Origin of the sequence: Fervidobacterium sp. 2310opik-2 (assembly GCF_011057735.1) — a bacterium.
Lineage (GTDB): Bacteria > Thermotogota > Thermotogae > Thermotogales > Fervidobacteriaceae > Fervidobacterium > Fervidobacterium nodosum.
In genome coordinates, this window is sequence record NZ_LNGG01000008.1 from 1 (window position 1) to 20,599 (window position 20,599).

General features: G+C 33.1%; 14 protein-coding genes and 1 riboswitch. Of the genes, 8 read left to right on the forward strand and 6 right to left on the reverse strand.

The window, feature by feature from the left end:
* Positions 1-462, forward strand: a 462-nt coding sequence (locus tag AS161_RS09215; RefSeq protein WP_206518769.1) for a DDE-type integrase/transposase/recombinase, incomplete at its 5' end; no start/stop codon positions are given.
* 78 nt (positions 463-540) lie between these two features.
* Here AS161_RS09215 and AS161_RS04345 read toward each other — a convergent pair.
* The 5 genes from AS161_RS04345 to AS161_RS04365 all read right to left on the reverse strand — a co-directional run bounded on the left by AS161_RS04345 (position 541) and on the right by AS161_RS04365 (position 5,484).
* Entirely contained in the window at positions 541-1,530 is a 990-nt protein-coding gene (locus tag AS161_RS04345) for an iron ABC transporter permease (RefSeq protein WP_241241334.1), read from the reverse strand.
* Between the two features lies 1 nt (position 1,531).
* A complete protein-coding gene (locus AS161_RS04350) occupies positions 1,532-2,422 on the reverse strand; it encodes an ABC transporter substrate-binding protein (protein ID WP_164541929.1) in 891 nt (296 codons plus the stop codon).
* 57 nt (positions 2,423-2,479) lie between these two features.
* Positions 2,480-2,656: riboswitch (cobalamin riboswitch) on the reverse strand.
* Positions 2,657-2,753: 97 nt separating this feature from the next.
* Entirely contained in the window at positions 2,754-3,122 is a 369-nt protein-coding gene (locus AS161_RS04355) for a hypothetical protein (RefSeq protein WP_241241335.1), read from the reverse strand.
* Positions 3,119-5,005 (reverse strand): ferrous iron transport protein B, encoded by a 1,887-nt coding sequence (gene feoB / locus AS161_RS04360; protein ID WP_164541930.1) that lies wholly within the window; start codon positions 5,003-5,005, stop codon positions 3,119-3,121. Before feoB ends, AS161_RS04355 begins: the two co-directional genes overlap by 4 nt.
* Positions 5,006-5,007: 2 nt before the next feature.
* Complete coding sequence (locus AS161_RS04365; protein ID WP_164541931.1) at positions 5,008-5,484, reverse strand: FeoA family protein; 477 nt, start codon at positions 5,482-5,484, stop codon at positions 5,008-5,010.
* A gap of 291 nt (positions 5,485-5,775) precedes the next feature.
* Here AS161_RS04365 and glnA point away from each other — a divergent pair, with 291 nt between their 5' ends.
* Positions 5,776-7,095, forward strand: coding sequence for a type I glutamate--ammonia ligase (glnA, locus tag AS161_RS04370; protein WP_164541932.1), 1,320 nt, complete (start codon positions 5,776-5,778; stop codon positions 7,093-7,095).
* Positions 7,096-7,127: 32 nt separating this feature from the next.
* Positions 7,128-8,825, forward strand: coding sequence for a YgiQ family radical SAM protein (locus AS161_RS04375; protein ID WP_164541956.1), 1,698 nt, complete (start codon positions 7,128-7,130; stop codon positions 8,823-8,825).
* Here AS161_RS04375 and AS161_RS04380 read toward each other — a convergent pair.
* Positions 8,791-9,867 carry an alanine/ornithine racemase family PLP-dependent enzyme gene (locus tag AS161_RS04380; RefSeq protein ID WP_206518770.1) on the reverse strand — a complete coding sequence of 359 codons (1,077 nt, stop codon included), beginning with the start codon at positions 9,865-9,867 and terminating at the stop codon, positions 8,791-8,793. The two genes, AS161_RS04375 and AS161_RS04380, sit on opposite strands and share 35 nt — an antisense overlap.
* A 258-nt stretch (positions 9,868-10,125) precedes the next feature.
* On the opposite strand from AS161_RS04380, the gene AS161_RS04385 reads away from it, so the two are divergent.
* From AS161_RS04385 to murB, 5 genes are all read left to right on the forward strand, one after another.
* Positions 10,126-10,929, forward strand: a complete 804-nt coding sequence (locus AS161_RS04385) for a purine-nucleoside phosphorylase (protein ID WP_011993452.1) — start codon at positions 10,126-10,128, stop codon at positions 10,927-10,929.
* Entirely contained in the window at positions 10,926-11,924 is a 999-nt protein-coding gene (locus tag AS161_RS04390; RefSeq protein WP_164541933.1) for a bifunctional oligoribonuclease/PAP phosphatase NrnA, read from the forward strand. The genes AS161_RS04385 and AS161_RS04390 overlap by 4 nt, the downstream gene beginning before the upstream one ends.
* A gap of 271 nt (positions 11,925-12,195) precedes the next feature.
* Entirely contained in the window at positions 12,196-15,708 is a 3,513-nt protein-coding gene (locus tag AS161_RS04395) for a diguanylate cyclase (protein WP_164541934.1), read from the forward strand.
* Positions 15,702-19,664 carry a diguanylate cyclase gene (locus AS161_RS04400; RefSeq protein WP_164541935.1) on the forward strand — a complete coding sequence of 1,321 codons (3,963 nt, stop codon included), beginning with the start codon at positions 15,702-15,704 and terminating at the stop codon, positions 19,662-19,664. The genes AS161_RS04395 and AS161_RS04400 overlap by 7 nt, the downstream gene beginning before the upstream one ends.
* Positions 19,657-20,577 carry a UDP-N-acetylmuramate dehydrogenase gene (murB, locus tag AS161_RS04405; RefSeq protein WP_041257044.1) on the forward strand — a complete coding sequence of 307 codons (921 nt, stop codon included), beginning with the start codon at positions 19,657-19,659 and terminating at the stop codon, positions 20,575-20,577. The genes AS161_RS04400 and murB overlap by 8 nt, the downstream gene beginning before the upstream one ends.
* Positions 20,578-20,599: the final 22 nt, after the last annotated feature.

Genomic DNA, 20,599 nt, shown 5'->3' on the forward strand with positions numbered 1-20,599 from the left:
GTATTTAAAGTTCACGGTGATGAAACAGTTATTGTATTTCGAGACAAAAAGTACTATGTGTGGCTATTAGTTGAGCATGGTACGAATTTAATAGTAGCTTGGCATGTATCAAGATATCGTGATATGTCACAAGTTAAGATATTGTTAGATAAATACTTTAGTCAAAGAAAACAAAACACACAAATAGAGTTAATAACCGATGGACTAAAAGCGTACGAGATAGCAGTGAAACTAAATTTTGATAATGTTGAGCACAGAGAAGTAAGACTAGGTAAAAACAACGAATGTGAATCGAAATTTTCGTTATTTAAGATGTTTGTTAGGGCGAAAAGGAGCTTCAAGAAATTTAGCAACATACGGTACTATGTAAATGGTTTTTGTGTAGTAAGGAACCTATGCAAGTTATATGAGAACGAAAATGAGATGATTACAGCTTTAGCTTCCATCATCACTACTAGTTAACAGCATCAATTTTGTATAAAATCTAAATAAAATTATAGCACATTTAGTGCTTAATTTTGTACAAGTTTGCAATTTCTATCAACTTTTTCTTTTCATGAGCCAAAACATAAACGGGGCGCCAATTAAGGAGGTTATTATACCAACTGGTATTTCCACAGGATTGAGAAGTGTACGTGAAAGGGTATCACACACTGACATAAATAATCCACCAATTAAAATCGTCGAAGGAATGTTTTTTCTATGTGAAGGTCCAGATATCATGCGTGCCATGTGCGGGACTATCAAACCTACAAAGCCAATAATTCCTGTTTTGGATACAAATGCTGCAGTTACAAATGAACCAAGCAAATAAAAAAGCCACTTTACGCCTTCAACATTTACTCCTAGGCTTTTTGCTTCCTTCTCACCAAGTGACATCGCATCAAGTTGTTTGCTATACAATAAAGATAAAAAAACGAAAACACCTAATGATAATGCTGGAACAGGTATATCAGAAAAAGTAATACCAGAAAATGAGCCAAAGAGCCATACATGACCTGTTACTAAAGTTTTTTGCGCTATGTTCAATAACAACATACTTCCTGCAGAAAACATCGTACTCACCAATACACCGCTTAGTACGAGATGAACTACTGGTATTACACTCCCTTTTCTTGCCAAAGTTATAGTCATAAGAGAAGCAATTACCGCAAAAATGAAGCTCATTGTTGGAATGCTTGCATGTGCAATAGAATTGACCACAAAATATACAGCAAGTAAAGCTCCAAAGCTTGCACCTGCGGATGTTCCCACTAAATATGGATCAACAAGAGGATTTTTCATAATTGCTTGGAAAGTGTTACCAACGATTGATAGTGCGATACCTGTAAGTGTTGCCATGAGTACCCTTGGAAATCTTAAATTCCATATCATGTACTTTTCTGGAGAATCTTCAGTTAAAAGTTTAAAAATTTTGAAAACGCTTACATTCACTGTACCGAAGGATAGATTTAAGAGAAAGACCACAACAAAAATAACAGGGAGAGAGTATCTCCCTGTTTTTAAAATCAAAGACTTTAACTTGGACAAATTACTTTCCTCCATAGAAGAAATTATAGAAAATATCGAGATATTTGAATATATGTGGAGCCGCTTGACTTACTTCATCGCCATCAACTACAAGGATTTTGTTGTTTTTCACAGCTTTAAGATTTTTCATTATCGAATGATTTTTGACAGCCTGTTCAACAGATTTTACATCACCATAAGCACCAATGATAATTATATCAGGATCTTGCTGTACCAACCATTCCCAGCTTACCGATAACCAACCGTTATTTCCGGAATATGGAGCTGCGATATTCCTACCACCAGAGATGACGATAAGTTCATTCATATAAGAACCTGTACCAGCGGTCCAAAGTTCTTTTACTTTTTCATCAGGTACAGTTATAGTGAAAAATACTGTAGGTCTTTTTTCAAGAGGTATTTTTGAAGTTTTTTGACCAACTTCAGTCATTTTTTGCCTCAATTCGTTCGTGATTTTATCTGCTTTTTCTTTTACGTTGAAAACTGCTCCGAGTTGTCCAACTGCTTTTATTATGTCGGTGAGAGTGTTGGCGTTCAAAACATAAGCGGTAAGATTTGCTTTTTCAAGTTTCTCAACCTCTGGGAATTGGAATCCACCAAACATCAGTACAAGATCAGGCTTTAAAGAATAAATTTTTTCAATATTAAGCGGAACCATGTTACCTATATTTTCCGCTTTTTTGTAATTATCCCATGCTGTAACTCCAACAATCCTATCTTCCAATCCCAAAGCTTGAAGGTACCTTGTTGCACTTGGTGCCGCGGAAACTACTCTACGAGGTGGCATAGGAATGTTTACAATTCTTCCTGCATCATCAACAACCGCAACTGCCAAAGAAATAACCGTGGACAATAAAAGTGCCAATAACCAAACTTTTCTCAAAGCCTTCATATACAAACCCCTCCTCTATGCAAAAATTTTTTGCCATCCCCAGGCTACGTGGTGGATGGCTCCCTTCCTTTGCATGTTAGGTCTCCCGACTCGTGGATCATCCTACTCTTCACACCTTCCCAGCCAAAATTAGGCCAGTGGTATATTGTGAATTTCGTCCCCACTCACGGTGGCGGCCCCGCGCCGGATTTTCACCGGGCTTCCCTTTTAACATACAAAGGGAGGTTTATTTATATTTTTATCCTTAAATTTTATTATAAACCACTCTTTTTCAAAATTCAATATTTACTTTCTTGAATTAAAGCTACATATACATGTTTTTTGATAAGCATTATTTCTTAAAAGCTAATTTTCTGAGTTTTTGTACGTTATAAATGTTATACAGCGAAAATATCATCAGAACGATATCCGCGTTAGTTAATTTATAGATAGATTCACCAAAAATTTTATTAAACATGGAAAATAGGAATGTTAGAAATACATACCCGCCAGCTATTAAGAATAGGATATTTCCAACGTAAAGATGCGCTATGCGGTACGATGTTGCTGGTTTGCCGAATTCCCTAAATCCTGTTAAAAACACTAGTGAAAATGTAAAGAGTATAAGTGAAAATATATATTGTTTTTCAAATATATACATGATAGATATGAGAAAAGAAAAAAATATTGATATCCAAAGATTTAAATTTACATATTTCATGATAACAACCTCCAAGAAATATTGACTAAAAGTGCGAGAAGATAAGAAATGGTTAAACTATAAAATATCGCAAATAATGTGTATTTGTTACTATTTGTTTCCGCCTTTATAGCTGCAAGTGTTGCAAAGCAAGGCATGTAACCCAGAATAAAAACCATCAACGTTGCTGCTGTAACAGGTGAAAGCACCACATTTTCAATACCGCCATAGAATTGTGAGAACGACGATACGATAATTTCTTTTGCAACGCCACCAAATATAAGAGCGGAAACTGCCTGCCATGAAAAACCTAAAGGCCTAAATAAGAATTCTAGAGATTTGCCAATCATGGCAACAAAACTATTTTCAATATTGTTTGGATCTGGAAAATACGAGAGTGCCCATACAATTATGCTTGCTGCAAAGATTATTGTTCCAGCTTTTTCGATAAAATGTTTACCTCTGTTCCACATATACACAGCTATATTTGATAATTTCGGAAGCCTGTAACGTGGTAATTCCATTATAAAAGGAACAGTTTCCCCTTTAAGTATAACTTTGTTAACAATTCTTGATGAGATAGCTGTAAGTATTATACTTAAGAGATAAATTAAAAAGAAAGCCTCGGCTTTATATTGCGAGAAGGCAACACCTATTATCATTAAATAAACAGGTATCCTCGCGTTACAACTTATAAATGGAGACACCAAAATGGTTGTTATTCTCTCTCGTTCATCAGATAAACCACGAGCTGCCATTATTGAACTAACATTGCAACCAAACCCTAAGAGTAAGGTCATAAATGAACGACCTGTTAGTCTAAGGGAGTACATTAACTTATCCATAATAAATGCTATTCTTGGTAAATATCCACTTTCTTCCATTATCCCAAGTGCAAAGAATAAGGCAAATATGCTTGGTATAAAAGCTAAAACACTTCCAACGCCATTTATAATTCCATCAGATATTAAAGATTTAAACATAGTGTCGTTTCCTATAAATTCGACAAGTTTTCCAAATAGGAATTCCAAAAGTCCAACTAAAGGTTCCGAAGTTTTAAATGTAAAGTTAAATGCTAAATAAATGAGTGAAATAAATATAGGTATGCCTAAATATTTGTGCGTTAAAACATGGTCTAAAGCTTCCATGGTGGATAACAAATTGTTCGATTTTGTAAAACATCTCGAAATTATTGCGGTTATGTATTCATACCTCTTTTTAGCTATTTCCGTGTCTATTGATTCATCTGTTGTAAAGTCGCAATTATTTATTAATTCACGAACGAATTTATCGTTCTCAAGGTATTTTATAGCCATAAATCTTTTGTTGTATTCGTTTGAGACGCAATTTTCTACTTTCTTTATTAGATTTTCTATTTCTTCGCCATATTCAAATAATTTTGTTCTTATTACCTTTTTAAATGAATTTATTATCGTTTCCTTCAATTCATCAATACCTTCACCTGTATGAGCAGAAGTTAGAACTACTGGCACGCCTAAAAACGTTTGTAGCGCTTCTTTATCGATGTTTATGCCATTCTTCTTTGCTTCGTCTATTGCGTTGAAAACGGCAACGACATTTAAACCAAGTTCAAGAGATTCTAACAAAAGGTACATACCTTGTTCAGGTGTCATGCTATCAATAACAACGACAGTAACATTAGGGGGTGTAAAAATAAGAAAGTCTCGTGTAACTTTTTCATCTAAAGAAGTGGCAGAAAGTGAATAGACACCTGGCAAATCAACGAAGTGTAATGTATAGTCCCTATAGCTTGTTGCGCCTTCAATTCTTGTAACTGTAACACCCGGCCAATTCGCAACGTATTGGCGCGCGCCAACAAGTTTGTTGAATAAACTAGTCTTGCCTACATTTGGATTTCCAAGAAGACCGACTGTTATTACCATTCTTACTCCTCCAAATCTGTTACAGAGTTTTTAAGCACATTATCCCTTATCTTAGTTACCATAACTTTCGATAGTCTTCCAAAACCAATGTCAAATATTCCGACGGAAGTCTTAACTCTCCTATCAGGCAATATCTCGATAGTTTCATTCTCAATTATCCCACATCTACTTAAAGATGACCTTGCAATTCTACCAGCTAGGATATTTACAACTTTATAAATTCCAGGCTCTACAAAAGTAGCGGGAAGTGGTATTTCTTCGATAAGTTCAACTTCAACTAAATCAGCTTCAGCATCTCTTAGAGATATAGTTTTATTGAAGACTTTGTAAAGCCTTGGGTCACCCATTGGTGCAGCTTTAATCACCTCTATTCTTACACCTGGAAGTATCCCAACTGCTCTTAACTTTGGTGAAATATCGGAAGGAAGTATACGTTTAACTTCTACAATTGCACCTATCGGTACTTCGGAAAGTTTCATAACTGCACCTCACTCCGACATAGTTTGATAATTCGTAAAGACGGGTTCAGAGGGGATGTTCTAAAATTAGTTGAAACTTATTCTCAATAAAATTTTATAACACATTATGTGTAGTGTCAAGGATATTTTCAGTCAGAATTTTCAAGTTTGTGTTTTTTTAAGAAAAAAGATGATTTTAGTTGACTATTATTGATTGAAGTTATATAATAAAATTAATTTTCTTTTTACTGCATGTTTTACCTAATTGAACACTATTTCTTAAATAACAACTGGTATATGGGGGGGAAGTTTATGGAGCGAAAAGATGTTTTCAAATTTATCGAGGAAAACCAAGTAAAGTTTATAAGGCTTCAGTTCACGGATATAAACGGTACGATGAAGAATATCGAAATACCGTCTGATGAACTTGATTCTGCTTTGGATAGTGGGATAATGTTTGATGGTTCATCAGTTGAGGGGTTTGCAAGGCTCCATGAGTCTGATATGTATCTTAAACCTGATTTGAGAACAGTTGCAATGCTTCCGTGGACTTTTGATGGACACAGAAGTGCAAGAATCATATGTGATGTTTACAATGACCCTGAAACGCCATTCGATGGAGATCCAAGGTATAGATTGAGACTTGTTGAAGAAAAAGCTAAATCAATGGGTTTTATTCCTTATGCTGGACCCGAGGTAGAGTTTTTTATCCTACCACGTGAAAAAGGTAGACCTGTATTTGAATTTTTAGATAAAGGAAGTTATTTTGACTTATTACCTGTTGATATCGCGGAACATATAAGAACTGAAGTGTCTGTTCACCTTGAGGAAATGGGGCTTGACGTTGAAACAACACACCACGAAGTTGCGCCATCTCAACATGAAGTAGATTTTAGATACGCAGAACCACTTTTTGCCGCCGATAATGTTCAAACAGTAAAGTTGGTTATAAAAACACTTGCGATTAAAAACAATTTGTATGCGACGTTTATGCCGAAACCATTTTTTGGTGTCAATGGCAGTGGTATGCATGTGCATATGAGTTTGTTTACTTTGGACGGTAAGAACGCATTTTATGACCCGGATGCACCAGATGGAATCTCTCAAACAATGAAGTATTTCCTCGGAGGATTAATTGCACATGCAAGAGAGATAACAGCTATAACTAACCCCACTGTAAATAGTTATAAAAGGCTCGTTCCAGGTTATGAAGCACCCGTGAATATTGCATGGAGTAAAGGTAACAGAACAGCGTTAATAAGAATTCCAAAAGCTCGTGGTAAATCAACAAGACTTGAGTACAGAGCCCCAGATCCATCTTGTAATCCTTACCTTGCTTTAGCTGTAATGTTTGCTGCAGGACTTGATGGAATTGAGAATAAAATAGAACCTCCTGCTGCCGTTGAGGAAAATATATATCGTATGTCTGAAAGTGAAAAAATCAAAAGAGGTATCAACAAGTTACCATCAAACTTGAAAGAAGCTTTAGTAGAAGCTGAAAAAAGTGAACTTGTTAGAAAAATTCTTGGAGAACACATATGGGAAAAATTCTTAGTTTTGAAAGAACGCGAATGGTGGGAATATACGACAACAGTGACTGAATGGGAGAGAACTAAGTACGAAAATATTTAATTATATTTAGGTTATAACATGAGGTGGTTGGACTGTTTTTACCGATTACAATGGAAGAGGTTCAAAGGAGAAAATGGAATAAATTAGACATCATATTTGTGACGGGTGATGCGTATATTGATCACCCGTCTTTTGGTGTTGCACTACTTGGGAGATTACTTGAATCAAAAGGTTATAAAGTTGGAATAATAGCACAGCCAGTAAGTGTTGAAGATATAAAAAGGCTTGGAAGGCCTAATTTGTTTTTCGGAGTGACTTCTGGAAGCGTTGATTCGATGGTGGCAAATTATACTGCATCTAAGAAAAAAAGAAAATCGGATGATTATACACCAGGTGGTGTAAATAATAGAAGACCAGATAGGGCTATCATCCAGTATGTAAACATGATCAAGCAAGTTTTTAAGGATATTACTATAGTTATAGGTGGTATTGAGGCGAGCTTGAGAAGATTTGCACATTACGATTGGTGGAGTGATAAGGTTAGGAAATCCATACTTGTAGATTCTAAAGCCGATATCCTTGTTTACGGAATGGGCGAACGTGCTGTACTTGAGATAGCTAGACGAGTTGAAAATGGACAAAGCCTAGATGGGATTCTTGGGACTGTAATATGGAAAAGTGAATTAAATAAGTCAGATGAACCTTTCGAAATAGTTGAAATTCCTCCTTTTGAAGAAGTTTCGCAATCTAAAGATGCTTACAATGAAATGTACAAAAAGATAATACATTTAACTGACCCCATGAAAAAAATAAAAATCGTTCAAAAGCAAGATACGCGATATGTTATACAATATCCACCTTCCATGCCATTAAGCTCGAAGGAATTAGATGAACTTTACCTTTTGCCGTACGAGAGACGTGTTCATCCATTTTATGAAAATTTGGGAAGAGTGAAGGCAATAGAGACTGTTAGGTTTTCCATAACGGCCGTACGTGGTTGTTTTGGAAACTGTTCATTTTGTGCAATTACACATCATCAAGGTACGCATGTGACTTTTAGAAGTGAAGAATCTATATTAGAGGAAGTTAAAATTCTTACGAAAATGCCAGATTTTAGAGGAACTATAGTCGATGTTGGCGGACCAACAGCAAATATGTATGGTTATACATGTACTATAAGGGAGAAAAACGGACAATGCCTTAAAAGTTGTATGTTTCCTAAAGTTTGTAAATCTATTGGGAGAGAAGATAGCGCCATAAAATTTATAAACTTGCTCCAAAAAATAAAAAGCCTTCCAAAAGTAAATCATGTCTTTGTAGGTTCTGGAATTAGGCATGATTTAATTCTTTATTCTACAGATGCACAGTATATAATAGAAAATCTTGTGGATTATACTTCAGGACAGTTGAAACTTGCACCTGAACACGCACATCCGAACGTTTTAAAACTGATGCATAAGCCTTCAATTGAGCTTTTTCTGGAATTCAAAAAGAGATTTGAAGAGGCCTCAAGAAGGAAAGGCCAAGAAAAATACGTTATAGGTTATTTTATAGTTGGTCACCCAGGAGAAGGTGAAAAAGAAAATTTGTATTTAATGGAATTTGTAAAAAAACATCTTGGGTATATTCCACAGCAAGTGCAGATATTTACACCTACTCCCGGAACGTTGAGTACAACGATGTACTATACTCAAAAAGATCCATTCACTGGTGAGAAAATCTTCGTTATAAAAGATGAAAAGACACGTGAAAAATTTAAACAACGAATAATTTTTCAACGTAGGGACTAGTAAACGCTCTAAGTGCGCATCCATAACTCATTCTGAATTTTAAAATATCTCCTATTTGAAATTCTTTATCACAATCGGTCACATCAATTATCAGATGGTCGCTTGAAGCGTGTAAAACCTTCATGTTTTTATCAAATGGTATCAATCCATCTGGTTTGACGTCTTGCTCACCAACCGCTAATATAGCTCTCTTTCTGTATCCTTTATCTTCAAAGTGAGGAGTTCTGCCAAAAGCGTCCTTACCCAATTCTCCAACAGGAACAGAAGGCTTATAATCAACCTCAACGACTTCAGCCTCTAATATAACAGTATCTTGTTTTAAGTACGGTATATCTCTATCACCCGTTGCGTCAGTTCCAAGAATTATTCCTTCGCCTACTCTAAATTGATTTATACCTTTTGGTAAAGAGCCATCTTCAAGCATTTTCAATGTGACAGTACTTCCACCGCTTATTTTCAATCTATAACCAATTAATTTTTCAAGTTCGTTTTTTATGGAAAGAAGCGTATTCATATTTTCTTTTGTTGGTAGCACTCCGCCATAGCAACCCACATTTGTGCCGATGCCTACCAATCTTGCAAATTTTAATTGTTTGACAACTTTGTAAATCTCAGAAATCGCATGTTCGTACCAAACACCTTCACGTAAGTCACCAACGTCTATCATGTAAATTATTTGAACGTTCTTTTGGAGTTCACCAGCTATTTTATCGATTTCGTAAGCTGTTTCAGGCATAGATACGAGAATTTCATCAGCGTATTTTACTGCCAAAGGTAATTCAGAAATCATAGGTATTCTCAAAAGTTGATATGGTCCGGGGACATTATTTTCGTAAAGTTTAATTATATTCTTAAGTCTTGAATCACCTAATTTATCTACGCCGTTTTTTCGCATTACTCTAGCTATTTCAGGATTTGCAAGTGCTAATTTCGTAACACCTACGAGCTCTATATCGTTACTATGACATATTTCGGCTATTTTTTGAGTATTATAAGCAATGCTATCAATGTTAATCACTACCCGCGGAAAAAAAATACTCATTAAGCTCCCCCCAATTGAAAGATTTTATTTTAAATCGGTATTTGTTTATGGTAATGTTTTATGGTATAATTACATAAAAGCAAATTAAGTTAGTTATTCTAACTATACTATACCATAAGGAAGTTTTCCAAGAAAGATTTTACACTATCTAATATTTTTTGTAAATGATTTAAAATTATCGAATAAAACAAGAAGAGTTAACTAATTTGAATGGCTTTATTTTAATTTTTTGTAATTCATTATCATGGAGGGATTTTTGTGGATAAGAGAGTAAAGGAAGCTTGTGAATTTATAGAAAGTAAAATCAAAACTAAACCGAAAATAGCTTTAATTCTTGGTTCAGGGTTAGGTTTTCTAACAGAGAAAGTAGAATTTAAGCAAGAATTGAATTACAAAGATATTCCGAACTTTCCTTACTCAACTGCTCCAGGTCATGAAGGGAAGCTTGTTTTTGGTGAATTGTTTGGAAAGGAAGTAGTCGTTCTTAGTGGTAGATTTCATATATACGAAGGTTGGAATCCTTCGGATATAAAAATAGTGATACACACTCTAAAAATGCTAGGTATCGAAAAAATATTGATAACAAATGCTGCTGGTGCGGTTAACACAACATACAAGCCTGGTGATATTGTTCTCGTAAAAGATGTAATTAATTTTACCTTCAGAAATCCGTTGAGAGGACCAAATGATAATGATTTAGGTCCAAGGTTCCCTGATATGTTAGGAGTTTTTGATAAAGATTGGATGGGTAAACTAAAACAAATTTATCCAGAAATGAAAGAAGGGGTTTACATAAGTTTGACAGGTCCTACATATGAAACACCAGCTGAGATAAGGGCAGTTAGGAAAATGGGTGCAGATTTGGTCGGTATGTCAACTGTACCAGAGTTAATAGTTTGTGCGCATGTGGGTATTAAGGCTCTCGTTTTGTCTTGTGCAACAAATATGGCAGCTGGAATATTGGATCAACCACTTTCACATGAGGAAGTTGTGGAAGTTGCAAATTTGGTGAAAGAGAAATTTACGGAGATTGTTAAAAAAGCTTTGGAGGTATTAGAATGAATAGAGATTTTCTAAATATAGTCGCGGAATTGAATAAAGCTAAAAAAATACTTGTTGTGGGTCACATAATGCCCGATGGTGATGATGTAAGTTCTGTTTTAAGCGCTACTTTGGGATTGAGAAAAATTGGAAAAGAAGTGCTTGCTGGAATTGATTGGAGAATACCATGGTATTTTCAAGAATTTGAAGAAGTAAACGAAATACTATCTTACGAAAAAATAATGGAAGCAAATTTTAATCCAGATATTGTTTTAATTTTAGATGCTTCAAGTCCAGATAGAGTTGGGAGGTTTCAGGAATTTTTTGATAATCGGACAGTTCTTGTCGTTGACCACCACGGAACAAACACACTCTTTGGAACGTACAATTGGGTTGACACAAAATATGGTTCAACAGCGCAGATGGTTTTAAGAATCAACACGGAACTTGGTGTGGAGTATGATGAAAGATTAGCAACGCTTAACCTAATGGGTATAGCTACTGACACAGGATTTTTTAGATATTCAAATGCCGATGAAATAGTTTTCTCCGATGCTACAAAACTTGTCTCTTTGGGCGGAAAAATGTACCTTGTTTCAAGATTATTTGAAAATAAAAGAGTTGAACAATTTAAATTACTTTCAACAATGATTGAAAATATGAAGATGGAGTTAGATGGTCAAATAGTTTATTCTTACCTTTCAAAAGAAGATTATGAAAAAAATAACTGCAGTGAAGATGATAGCGGAGGTTTTGTTGGAGAATTACGCTCAATAAGGGGAATTGAATTGGCGATATTTCTATCAGAATATGAGAAAGGTGAAGTTCACGTGAGTTTTCGTTCACGTGATTGGTTTGATTGCAGTCGTCTTGCTGTTTTTCTTGGTGGTGGTGGGCATCCAAGGGCCGCAGGTTGTACTTTAAAAGGAAATCTTAATGTTATTGTTGAAGAAGTAATTAGAGAAGCAAAAAATATGTTCGTTAGTCAAAGAGAGAGTAGACTACTTATCAAGTGAATTTACCCACCTTGGGGGGATTAAAACGACTAGCACTGTAAATTCCAAATACAAGTTTATAAGGGAAGTTTACAACGGTTATGAATATCTTTCGAACGAAGATGGAATTTACCTTTTAAGGTTTATTCCAAGAAATTTTATTGATAACTTCGATAAATTCATTATAACTCTTAATTCATTCTCAATTTTTAACCGTATGTTTTTGCCAATAACAGCAGAAAAACATGATGAATATTACATTGTCAAATTCGCTTACTCGGATGAGAAACCCGTGCTAAATTACGAGGACAAAATAGATGATCAATCCTTGAGAGATTTGATTTATTCTTTGATGTTTTATATTTACGGTGTTAAAAATGGAGTATTTCCTTCTTTAGGTTATTATTCGTTAGATGATATCTTTGTATATGCAGGCCAAATATTCTTTTTACCACCTACTGTCTACTCATGGGATTTTATATATAAGGTACTTGATAAATCAGGAAGGAGTTTATTTGTAGCTCCAGAATTTTTAGAAAAAGGTACCACAAACTTTCAATCCACACTTTACGTCTGTGGTAAGATTATAGAATATTTCGATCATAAAAAGAAATATAATTTTATTACTCAAGAATTGGTGAAAGAAATACCTGAAGACAGAAAGTTTTACGATGGATGGTTAAAAGAATTTGGATTATTTGACAATGAAGAGATAGAAGAGTTCTCTAAAGAAATGTTTGAAAAAATAAAGAATTCAAAGGAAAAATTCAATATAATAAGATTGAAATCAGCACGTTGGATGGAACTAAATGCTGTTTTATTCAACTTAAATAAAAAAGTGTCCATTCTTGAAAACTCAGCAATGGTATTTGTTAAGAATGATTTTACAAATGTTCCAAGGCAGTTAGTGGCTAAATATAAAGAGCGCATTCACGTTTCTGATTATGACCTATTTTTAAGAACTCTTTATGATAATGTAAAGTTTAATTCTATAGTTCCTGTTATAATTTCAACGCTTAACTCGTTCGACAATATTTTTATATTCATGGATGACTTAGATAATTCTGATTATTTTGTTCGAAGCTTTGTGAGCTATTTAAGCGAAAGTAATTTTTCTAGTAAAATATGTATCTTTTCTAAAGAATCAAAATTTGCCAATTTCACATTCGAAATTCCTAAATCTATCGAAATCAAAATTTGTGAAAAGACTCCAATTTCTAATGAACTTTTTCCCGAAGATTTTAAATATCTTTCAATACTTGGTGAAAATTTTTCAAGAAATGATGTGAGAAACTTCGAAGAAGTTTTGAAAATGAACTTTGAGGAAAAAATTAAGTACGGGTTAAGAGAGGGTATTATAGAATCGGATGATGTTAATTATAGATTTTCCAACGAACATTGGAAACAACTGTATGAGTCGATAGATTTTGAAGAAAGGGTTGCTATACATTCTAAGCTTGCAAAATTGTATCTGAATTTGGATAATCCATATAGGGATATTTTAAAAAGTGGATTTCATTACATGTTGGCTGGTAAAGATATATCAGCTGCAGTAATTTATTTGAGATTCATAAGGAAAAATTTAGATACATATGTATTTTCAACTGAGCGAATGAAAGATATCTTTTCAAAGATTTATTATATTTTAAAAAGATATAATCGCCTTGACTCTTATGCTTTTCATTCACTCAGATTGAAGTTTCAATACCAATCTTTTGAAGATTTACCTTTTGAAGAGCCCTTGCCAGAAAATGAAAAATTTCTGCATCTCAAACTATTAGAAAAATACATTAACAATAAAGAAAGGGAAGTTATAGAAGATTTTCCAAAGCTTTTTGAAAAACTACAAGTAAAATCAGAATATAATTTTGAAGATTTTAAATTGCTTTCAGCTTACTTAATTTACAATTACTCATATTACAGAGTCTACGATAAATTAGAGAATATTGAAGAATTTAAAAATATCGCTAACAATATTAATGAAAAAAACGAGAAATGGGCAACTTTGAAAGCAGAATATTTATTATTGATGGCTAATTCGGTGTCATATAAAGACAGAAAAGAAGCAAAGGTTCGTTTAGAACAAGCGACAAAAATTGCGACTCATTACAACAAAAAATATCTTTTGATACAAGCGTACAATACTTTTGGTATATTGAATGATGCAACCTCTCTTTCTATTGACAATTTTAGAAAAGCAATTCAAATTTCAAACGAGATAGGCTACATGAAGAGAAAATTCATTCCAACGATAAACCTTTTAAGAGCATTACTTTATTTTGGATACATTGAAGAGATGCGAGATAAAATAGATGAGTTTGGGAAATATAAGTTAATTATAAATAATCCATCAGATTTAGCTTTTTATTATAGGATATTATCTTTTTTACCTTTGTATGAACAAAAATACGAAGAAGCTAAAGAGATTCTTAATAAATCTTTAGAGATAGAATCTAATTTTGGATTGCAAAAATCCTCACTTAGAGCAATTATTTTAAATGAACTTATATGTAGTAATTACGATAACGCAAGAAAAATTATAATTGAAAATAAAGAAGATCCAGCTATAAAGACAAGAGCCTTCGAGTATTTAGTAAATATGGTTTTGGCTGAAAATGATGACGAGTTCAAAAAAATATGGATCGAATATAAGAACTCACCTTACACACTTTTAAGGGAAGAAATATTGTATATTTTCGCTGAAAAAATTGCAGAAGTTGATTTAGACGGATTTTTAAAAGAAATCAATAAGTGGGAAAGTGAATATACAACAGGTGATGTTAAACTTTCACTTTTTTACATATTACTTGCGAAACATAAATATATAAAAACAATAGGAAATTATGTTCGTTTATCCCAATTAACTTCGGAATTATGCACGCTTGCAAACGATATAAAAATTGATCATCCTATCTTAAAAGAATGTACAGGTGAGAAAGCGGATAAGTTCCATGGATTATTACATATATTTAAGAGGATAGATATGAGAATTACCATAGAGCAATTTGTTAATCTTTTTGCGGCAGAAATCCATAGGCTATTTAACGCAGAAAAGTTATTTTTGAATGTTAATGATGAATTAATTGGAATTAGTTATAATATATCGAATATTCCGTATATGACAGAAATCCCAAAAGAAGAGGTATTTCAACTATCGCCATTGGAAGTTTTAATCAAAGAAAATATAGACGATAAATCAAGCTATTTGATTTACATATATAGTGAAAATTACAAATCAAATGATCCTTACGAACTGGAGAAACAGCTGACATTGTTACAAGAACTATTTAGCGGGCAATTAAGAGGGATAATTTTAAGGGAAAGAGCAAACATAGATAGCCTGACAGGTTTGTACAACAGATGGAAATTCAATCAATTTATTAACGAGCTTTTTGATGGAAAATCAACGAAATTTTCAGTTTTTATTGCCGATATTGACAGTTTCAAAAAAATCAACGATACTTACGGACATATCGTTGGGGATAATGTATTAAAAAATATAGCTAAAATTTTGAAAGAACACGTTCACAACGAAGGATTAGTAGCGCGTTACGGTGGAGAAGAATTTGTTGGGATATTATATGGAGAAAAAGCCAAGGCAATAAAAATTTGCGATGCTATAAGAGAGAATGTAGAAAAAGAATCCTCAAACATATTTGGTTTCAGAGTAACAATCAGTATAGGTATGGCAGACGTTAATGAAAAAGAAAATGTTACTGAATTGCTTGGTTTAGCTGATCAGAGATTATACAAAGCTAAAGAAGCGGGAAAAAACAGAGTTGTTTGGGGTGAATATAGATGCTGAATTTTGAAGTTTTGGAATTTTTAGTTGAAACATATTGGAGTAAGGATTATATAGTTGAACAAGATGGAAGAAGAAAGCTTGCTAAATTTGTAAAAGAAGGACTTATTACTAGACCCGAAGAAGCAGTTTTAAAATCAGAGTTAGCTAAAAACATTCAAGGAATAATAGTTCCTGAGAGTTTTGTTTTTGAAAAATCAACTATATTAATTTACGATATTGATAATATCAAATACTTTAACAAATTTGACGAAGAGATGAAAAAGCTTGTACCTTTGTTTTTATTAAACCTTGCTAAGAACATTTTACATATTCCAAAGTTGTATGTTACTGTTTTTGGTTTTATGGATATAGTTGAAGTAGGAACCGACATATTAATATTTTTACCTTTTGTACAAGATTATAAAAGGCTAATCGATTTGAATTCCAACGACAAAGAAACGCAGTATTTTATAGACCCTGAAGTTATTAAAAATTCGTTGTTATCAGATAGTTCGACAATATATGTTTTTGGAAAGATAATAGAAGCGATTACAGAAGATGCAACAATTAAAGATATATGTAAAGAAATGACTAAAGAAAATCCTTCTTTGAGAAAAATTAAAGAGGATATACCATATTTTACTATTTCAAAAAAGAAAAGAACCTTGGCGTTAAAGAGAATAATCAGGGACGAAGAGAGTGAAATATTAAAATTTATTCAAAGCGAAAGAATCGATGAAAATTTTTTGGGCGTTATTGGTAGTCAAAGAATAGGTAAAACTACTATTATTGAAAATATTGAGAATACATTAAGAGAGAAAGGTATTCCTTTCTTACATGCGATGAGCGGCTCAGATATAATTGCTCAAACATTACAACTCGTGTCAGATATCATACCAAGTGAACTACTTAACGAATTGTCGCAATGTATTGAAAAAACATGCAAAATAGATACTATTTCTATAGCAGTTGTCCAAGCTCTTGAGAAATTAGATAAAGTTGTTATATTTGTCGACGATTACCACGAAGTCCCAGAAGCTCTGAGATCTCTTCTCAAAAAAATTTCGAATTTGATTAGGAGTAAAAATATAAAGATAATAGCATTCAGTGTAGAGGATTTTGAAGAATTTGAAAAAAGAATATACATCAATCCTTTCACAGTCGAGCATGTAAAAAAATTGCTTGAGTCTTCTTTCAACAACGTGCATGAAATCGATATTCTTTCCAATTGGTTGACAATGGTATCGAATGGTTTACCGGGCGTTATAGTAGAGTATTTGAGTTACCTTTATGAAAAAGATATCATTTACTTTAAAGATAGCAAATTAATATACGATATAGATAAGCTCGCAGAAATAAAGATAGAAAATGTTTTTGAGAAAAAAATAGAGAGTTTTAGTGATGAAGAAAGATATATTGCTATCCTTGGCCAAAAGTTCACAAAAGATGAAATAAAAATGTTTAGTGAAAAAATAGGCAAAGAAATAGACATTTCTAAACTTATATCTGAGGGTATAATCTACAAGGAGTATGATAAGTATCGCTTTACACTAAAACATTATTGGGAATTACTTTATAAAAACATACCTTTACAAAAAAGAATCGAACTTCATAAATTTTTTGCTGAAAAATCTAATGATATATTCAAAAAAGCTTGGCATCTTGAAATGATTGGGAATAAAATAAGTGCTGCCACTGTTTATTTGAAGTATATCAGGGATTTACTTAACTATTACGCTTCCCCTTCACTTGTTAAGTCTGTTATTCGCAAAGTGAAAGATATTATTGGAAATAGAATTTCTTACGCACTCATAAAATTTGAAACAGAGCTTCTTACAAGAACCGAAGAGATGGAAGAGCTTAAAAGCTTAAATATTCCGGAAACAAGGCTTTATTCATATCATTTAGCAAAGAAATTTTTCTTTTCGTATGATGAAAAAATGACGTATGAAATTTTGAAGAGATTTCCAAACGCATACGGCAAAATTGGTGAGTTAAGAAAAAAATTGCTCTTTCTACGTGCAGAGTACGAAATCACAAGGAAAAGAAGCGATTATTTTCAAAAAGCCACAGCTATAGTTTCTGAATTAAGAGAGAATAATCCGATTCATGCTGATATTCTTGTTGATGCTTATTTTTTCACTGCACGCGTTCTATCTGATACACCTCAAAAGGCTCTGCAATATCTTAAGAAAGCCGAAACAATAGCTTTAAATTATAATTTTGCTCATAAATTGTCAAGTATATACAATAATATGGCTATTGAAAGTTCGAACATGCACATTTCGATGGCTTATTTGAAAAGATCTGTTGAGGTTGCAAACGATATTGGACTTCCTGCGAAGGGATATTTAGCTCAAATAAATATTTTGTATCATCAATTGTACGCTGGAAAAATCAACGATTTTATAAATGGAATTTCAAGTATAAAGCCAAGAGTAGAGTTACTCGGATTGACACATGAAATTATTTATGCAAATTCACTAGAAGCTTATTATCATGCTTACAATTTTGAAATAGAAGAAGCTCTCGAGCACATTTCAGAAATTGAAAAATTAACGAATAAAACTTACGATGCAGAGAAAATTTTTTTAAATGTTTTAGTTAGAAATTTTGAAGAGGTGAAGAAATTAGCGTCGAAAATAGATATTTCTAATTTAGATGAAAAAAATCGAAATGTTTTAGAAGTTATAAAAAAATTTGATAGCGACGAATTTGGTATTAGTTGGGAAAAATACATAAATGGTGGAGGAAAGGTTTTTAGGGAAGAAATGTGCGCTGTTTTCGGCGATAAACTAGCTAAACTATGCCCTGAACTTTTCAGAAAAGAACTTGAGTACTTAGAAAATAAATTCACATTAGATGGAAGTTTACTCTCGCTTGCGATGGTTTATGAAGGGTATGGTCATTATTATAAAGGAACTGGGAAAATTTATAAGGCGAATGTCTACTATTCGAAAGCTATAACAATTTACAAGGATATAGGATTGATTAAAGCTGCAGATTCTTTGTCTAAAATGTATGATATAGCGACTTCTACAGAATCGTTAAAGGAAATTGAAGATACAAGATCTCTTTCACTCGATGTCTTAACGAGCTTAAAAGTTGTTGATCCAAAAAATGATCCACAAATTCTAATGGATTACTTTGTTTCAAAAGTTTTATCTGTTTTTCCAGTCAAAAATGTTTATTTCAAAATATACGATAGGGTTTTAGATAAAACATTCGAAAGTGGTATCGGGGATTTCAAAAAGTATGAGATGGATTATATAAGCGTTTCACCATTAGAAATTTATCTTTCGGATAACTTTGATCCTAAATCACATTATGAAATATATGCATCTAACCCAGATGTTTCTTTCAGTGAAGATTTAAAGCAAAAACTTATCTCCAAAATGGAAATCATAGAATACGGTTTTGTTGCTGTTTTTAAGGGTTTTTTAACCCGCATGAGAAGTTACGTTGATCCACTTACAAAACTATTCACAAGGTATTATTTTGCAGAACTTTTATCTCAATACTTTGAGAACGCAGTTAATCAAAAAGATAGTCTGGCTATAGTCATGTGTGACATAGATAATTTTAAAAAGATTAATGATACTTATGGACACCTTGTAGGTGACGAAGTGCTTAAAACTATAGCAAAAATTTTGAGAGATAACGTTAGAGCAACAGACATTGTTGGAAGATTCGGAGGAGAAGAATTCATAATGGCATTTCCATCAACAGATTCTGAAGAGGTTGTTTTAATATTAGAAAGATTAAGAAGACTAATAAAGGATGTTCAAGAATTCCCATTTAAGTTAACTCTTAGTTTTGGAGTTGTAAGTTATCCACAAGACACTGAAAATATTATAATAAAAGCCCCAGAAGATCTTATAAGACTTGCTGATACTGCCTTATACCATGCTAAGAATACAGGAAAAGATAAGATTGTTGTATATTCGGAGGGAATGACAGGTGGATTACATGCTTAATATTTCAACTAATATCACAAGAAAAATTCTTGAGACTCTTTGGAATTATGGTTGTGATTTATTTTTGAATGAAGAACTCGCGGATCATGTTAATTTTAAGTTAGGAGGTAAAGTCCCACTATTTGCAATTCCAAATTCAACTAATGGTTTTATAGAAACAATAAATCTACTAAATAAGGAGGGTATAGAATTTCGGATTATAGGTCGTGGAACAAACATCCTTCCTGTTGATGAACCTTTGCCATATGTTGTTGTTTCCACGGAGCGAATGGATGATGTTTTCGTTGACAACGAAAAAATACAAGTAGGAGCTGGCCTGTCATTCAAAAAATTGTGCCTTGTTGCGCTTGAAAACGAGCTTTCTGGTTTTGAAAACGCTTTTGGTTTACCCGGTAGTGTTGGTGGAGCTGTTTATATGAACGCTGGCTGTTATGGTTGGGAAACTGCTGAAAACATTGTTGAAGTTGTTGCTTTTGATGGTAAAGATATTATAAAACTGGGTAAAAATGAAATAGGGTTTGGATACAGAACTAGTATATTTAAATCTGAAAAAAATCTAATAATTCTCCAAGCTACATTTAAGTTGAAAAAGGGGAATAAGAATGAAATATATAATTTAATGCTTGAAACGATGAAAAAACGTTATGAAAAGCAACCTTTAGAATTTCCAAGTGCTGGTAGTGTTTTTAAAAGACCGAGACCGGATTTTTATGTTGGGACAGCTATTGAATCTCTTGGTCTAAAAGGTTTTTCAATTGGCGGAGCACAGATTTCCGAAAAACATGCTGGATTTATAATTAACAAAGGTGGTGCGAAGGCAGAAGATGTTTTGAAATTAATAGAATACGTAAAAGACAAAGTTAGAGAAAAATACAATGTTGAACTTGAGACAGAAATTGAAATATGGAAATAATATAAATTTTAAATACGGAGGT

What these genes read in the sequence shown, in the direction of transcription:
- glnA (WP_164541932.1), top strand. Translation starts at nt 5,776, where the DNA reads ATGGAGCGAAAAGATGTTTTCAAATTTATCGAGGAAAACCAAGTAAAG.
- AS161_RS04355 (WP_241241335.1), bottom strand. Translation starts at nt 3,122, where the DNA reads ATGAAATATGTAAATTTAAATCTTTGGATATCAATATTTTTTTCTTTT.
- AS161_RS04365 (WP_164541931.1), bottom strand. Translation starts at nt 5,484, where the DNA reads ATGAAACTTTCCGAAGTACCGATAGGTGCAATTGTAGAAGTTAAACGT.
- feoB (WP_164541930.1), bottom strand. Translation starts at nt 5,005, where the DNA reads ATGGTAATAACAGTCGGTCTTCTTGGAAATCCAAATGTAGGCAAGACT.
- AS161_RS04350 (WP_164541929.1), bottom strand. Translation starts at nt 2,422, where the DNA reads ATGAAGGCTTTGAGAAAAGTTTGGTTATTGGCACTTTTATTGTCCACG.
- AS161_RS04390 (WP_164541933.1), top strand. Translation starts at nt 10,926, where the DNA reads ATGAATAGAGATTTTCTAAATATAGTCGCGGAATTGAATAAAGCTAAA.
- AS161_RS04400 (WP_164541935.1), top strand. Translation starts at nt 15,702, where the DNA reads ATGCTGAATTTTGAAGTTTTGGAATTTTTAGTTGAAACATATTGGAGT.
- AS161_RS04380 (WP_206518770.1), bottom strand. Translation starts at nt 9,867, where the DNA reads ATGAGTATTTTTTTTCCGCGGGTAGTGATTAACATTGATAGCATTGCT.
- murB (WP_041257044.1), top strand. Translation starts at nt 19,657, where the DNA reads ATGCTTAATATTTCAACTAATATCACAAGAAAAATTCTTGAGACTCTT.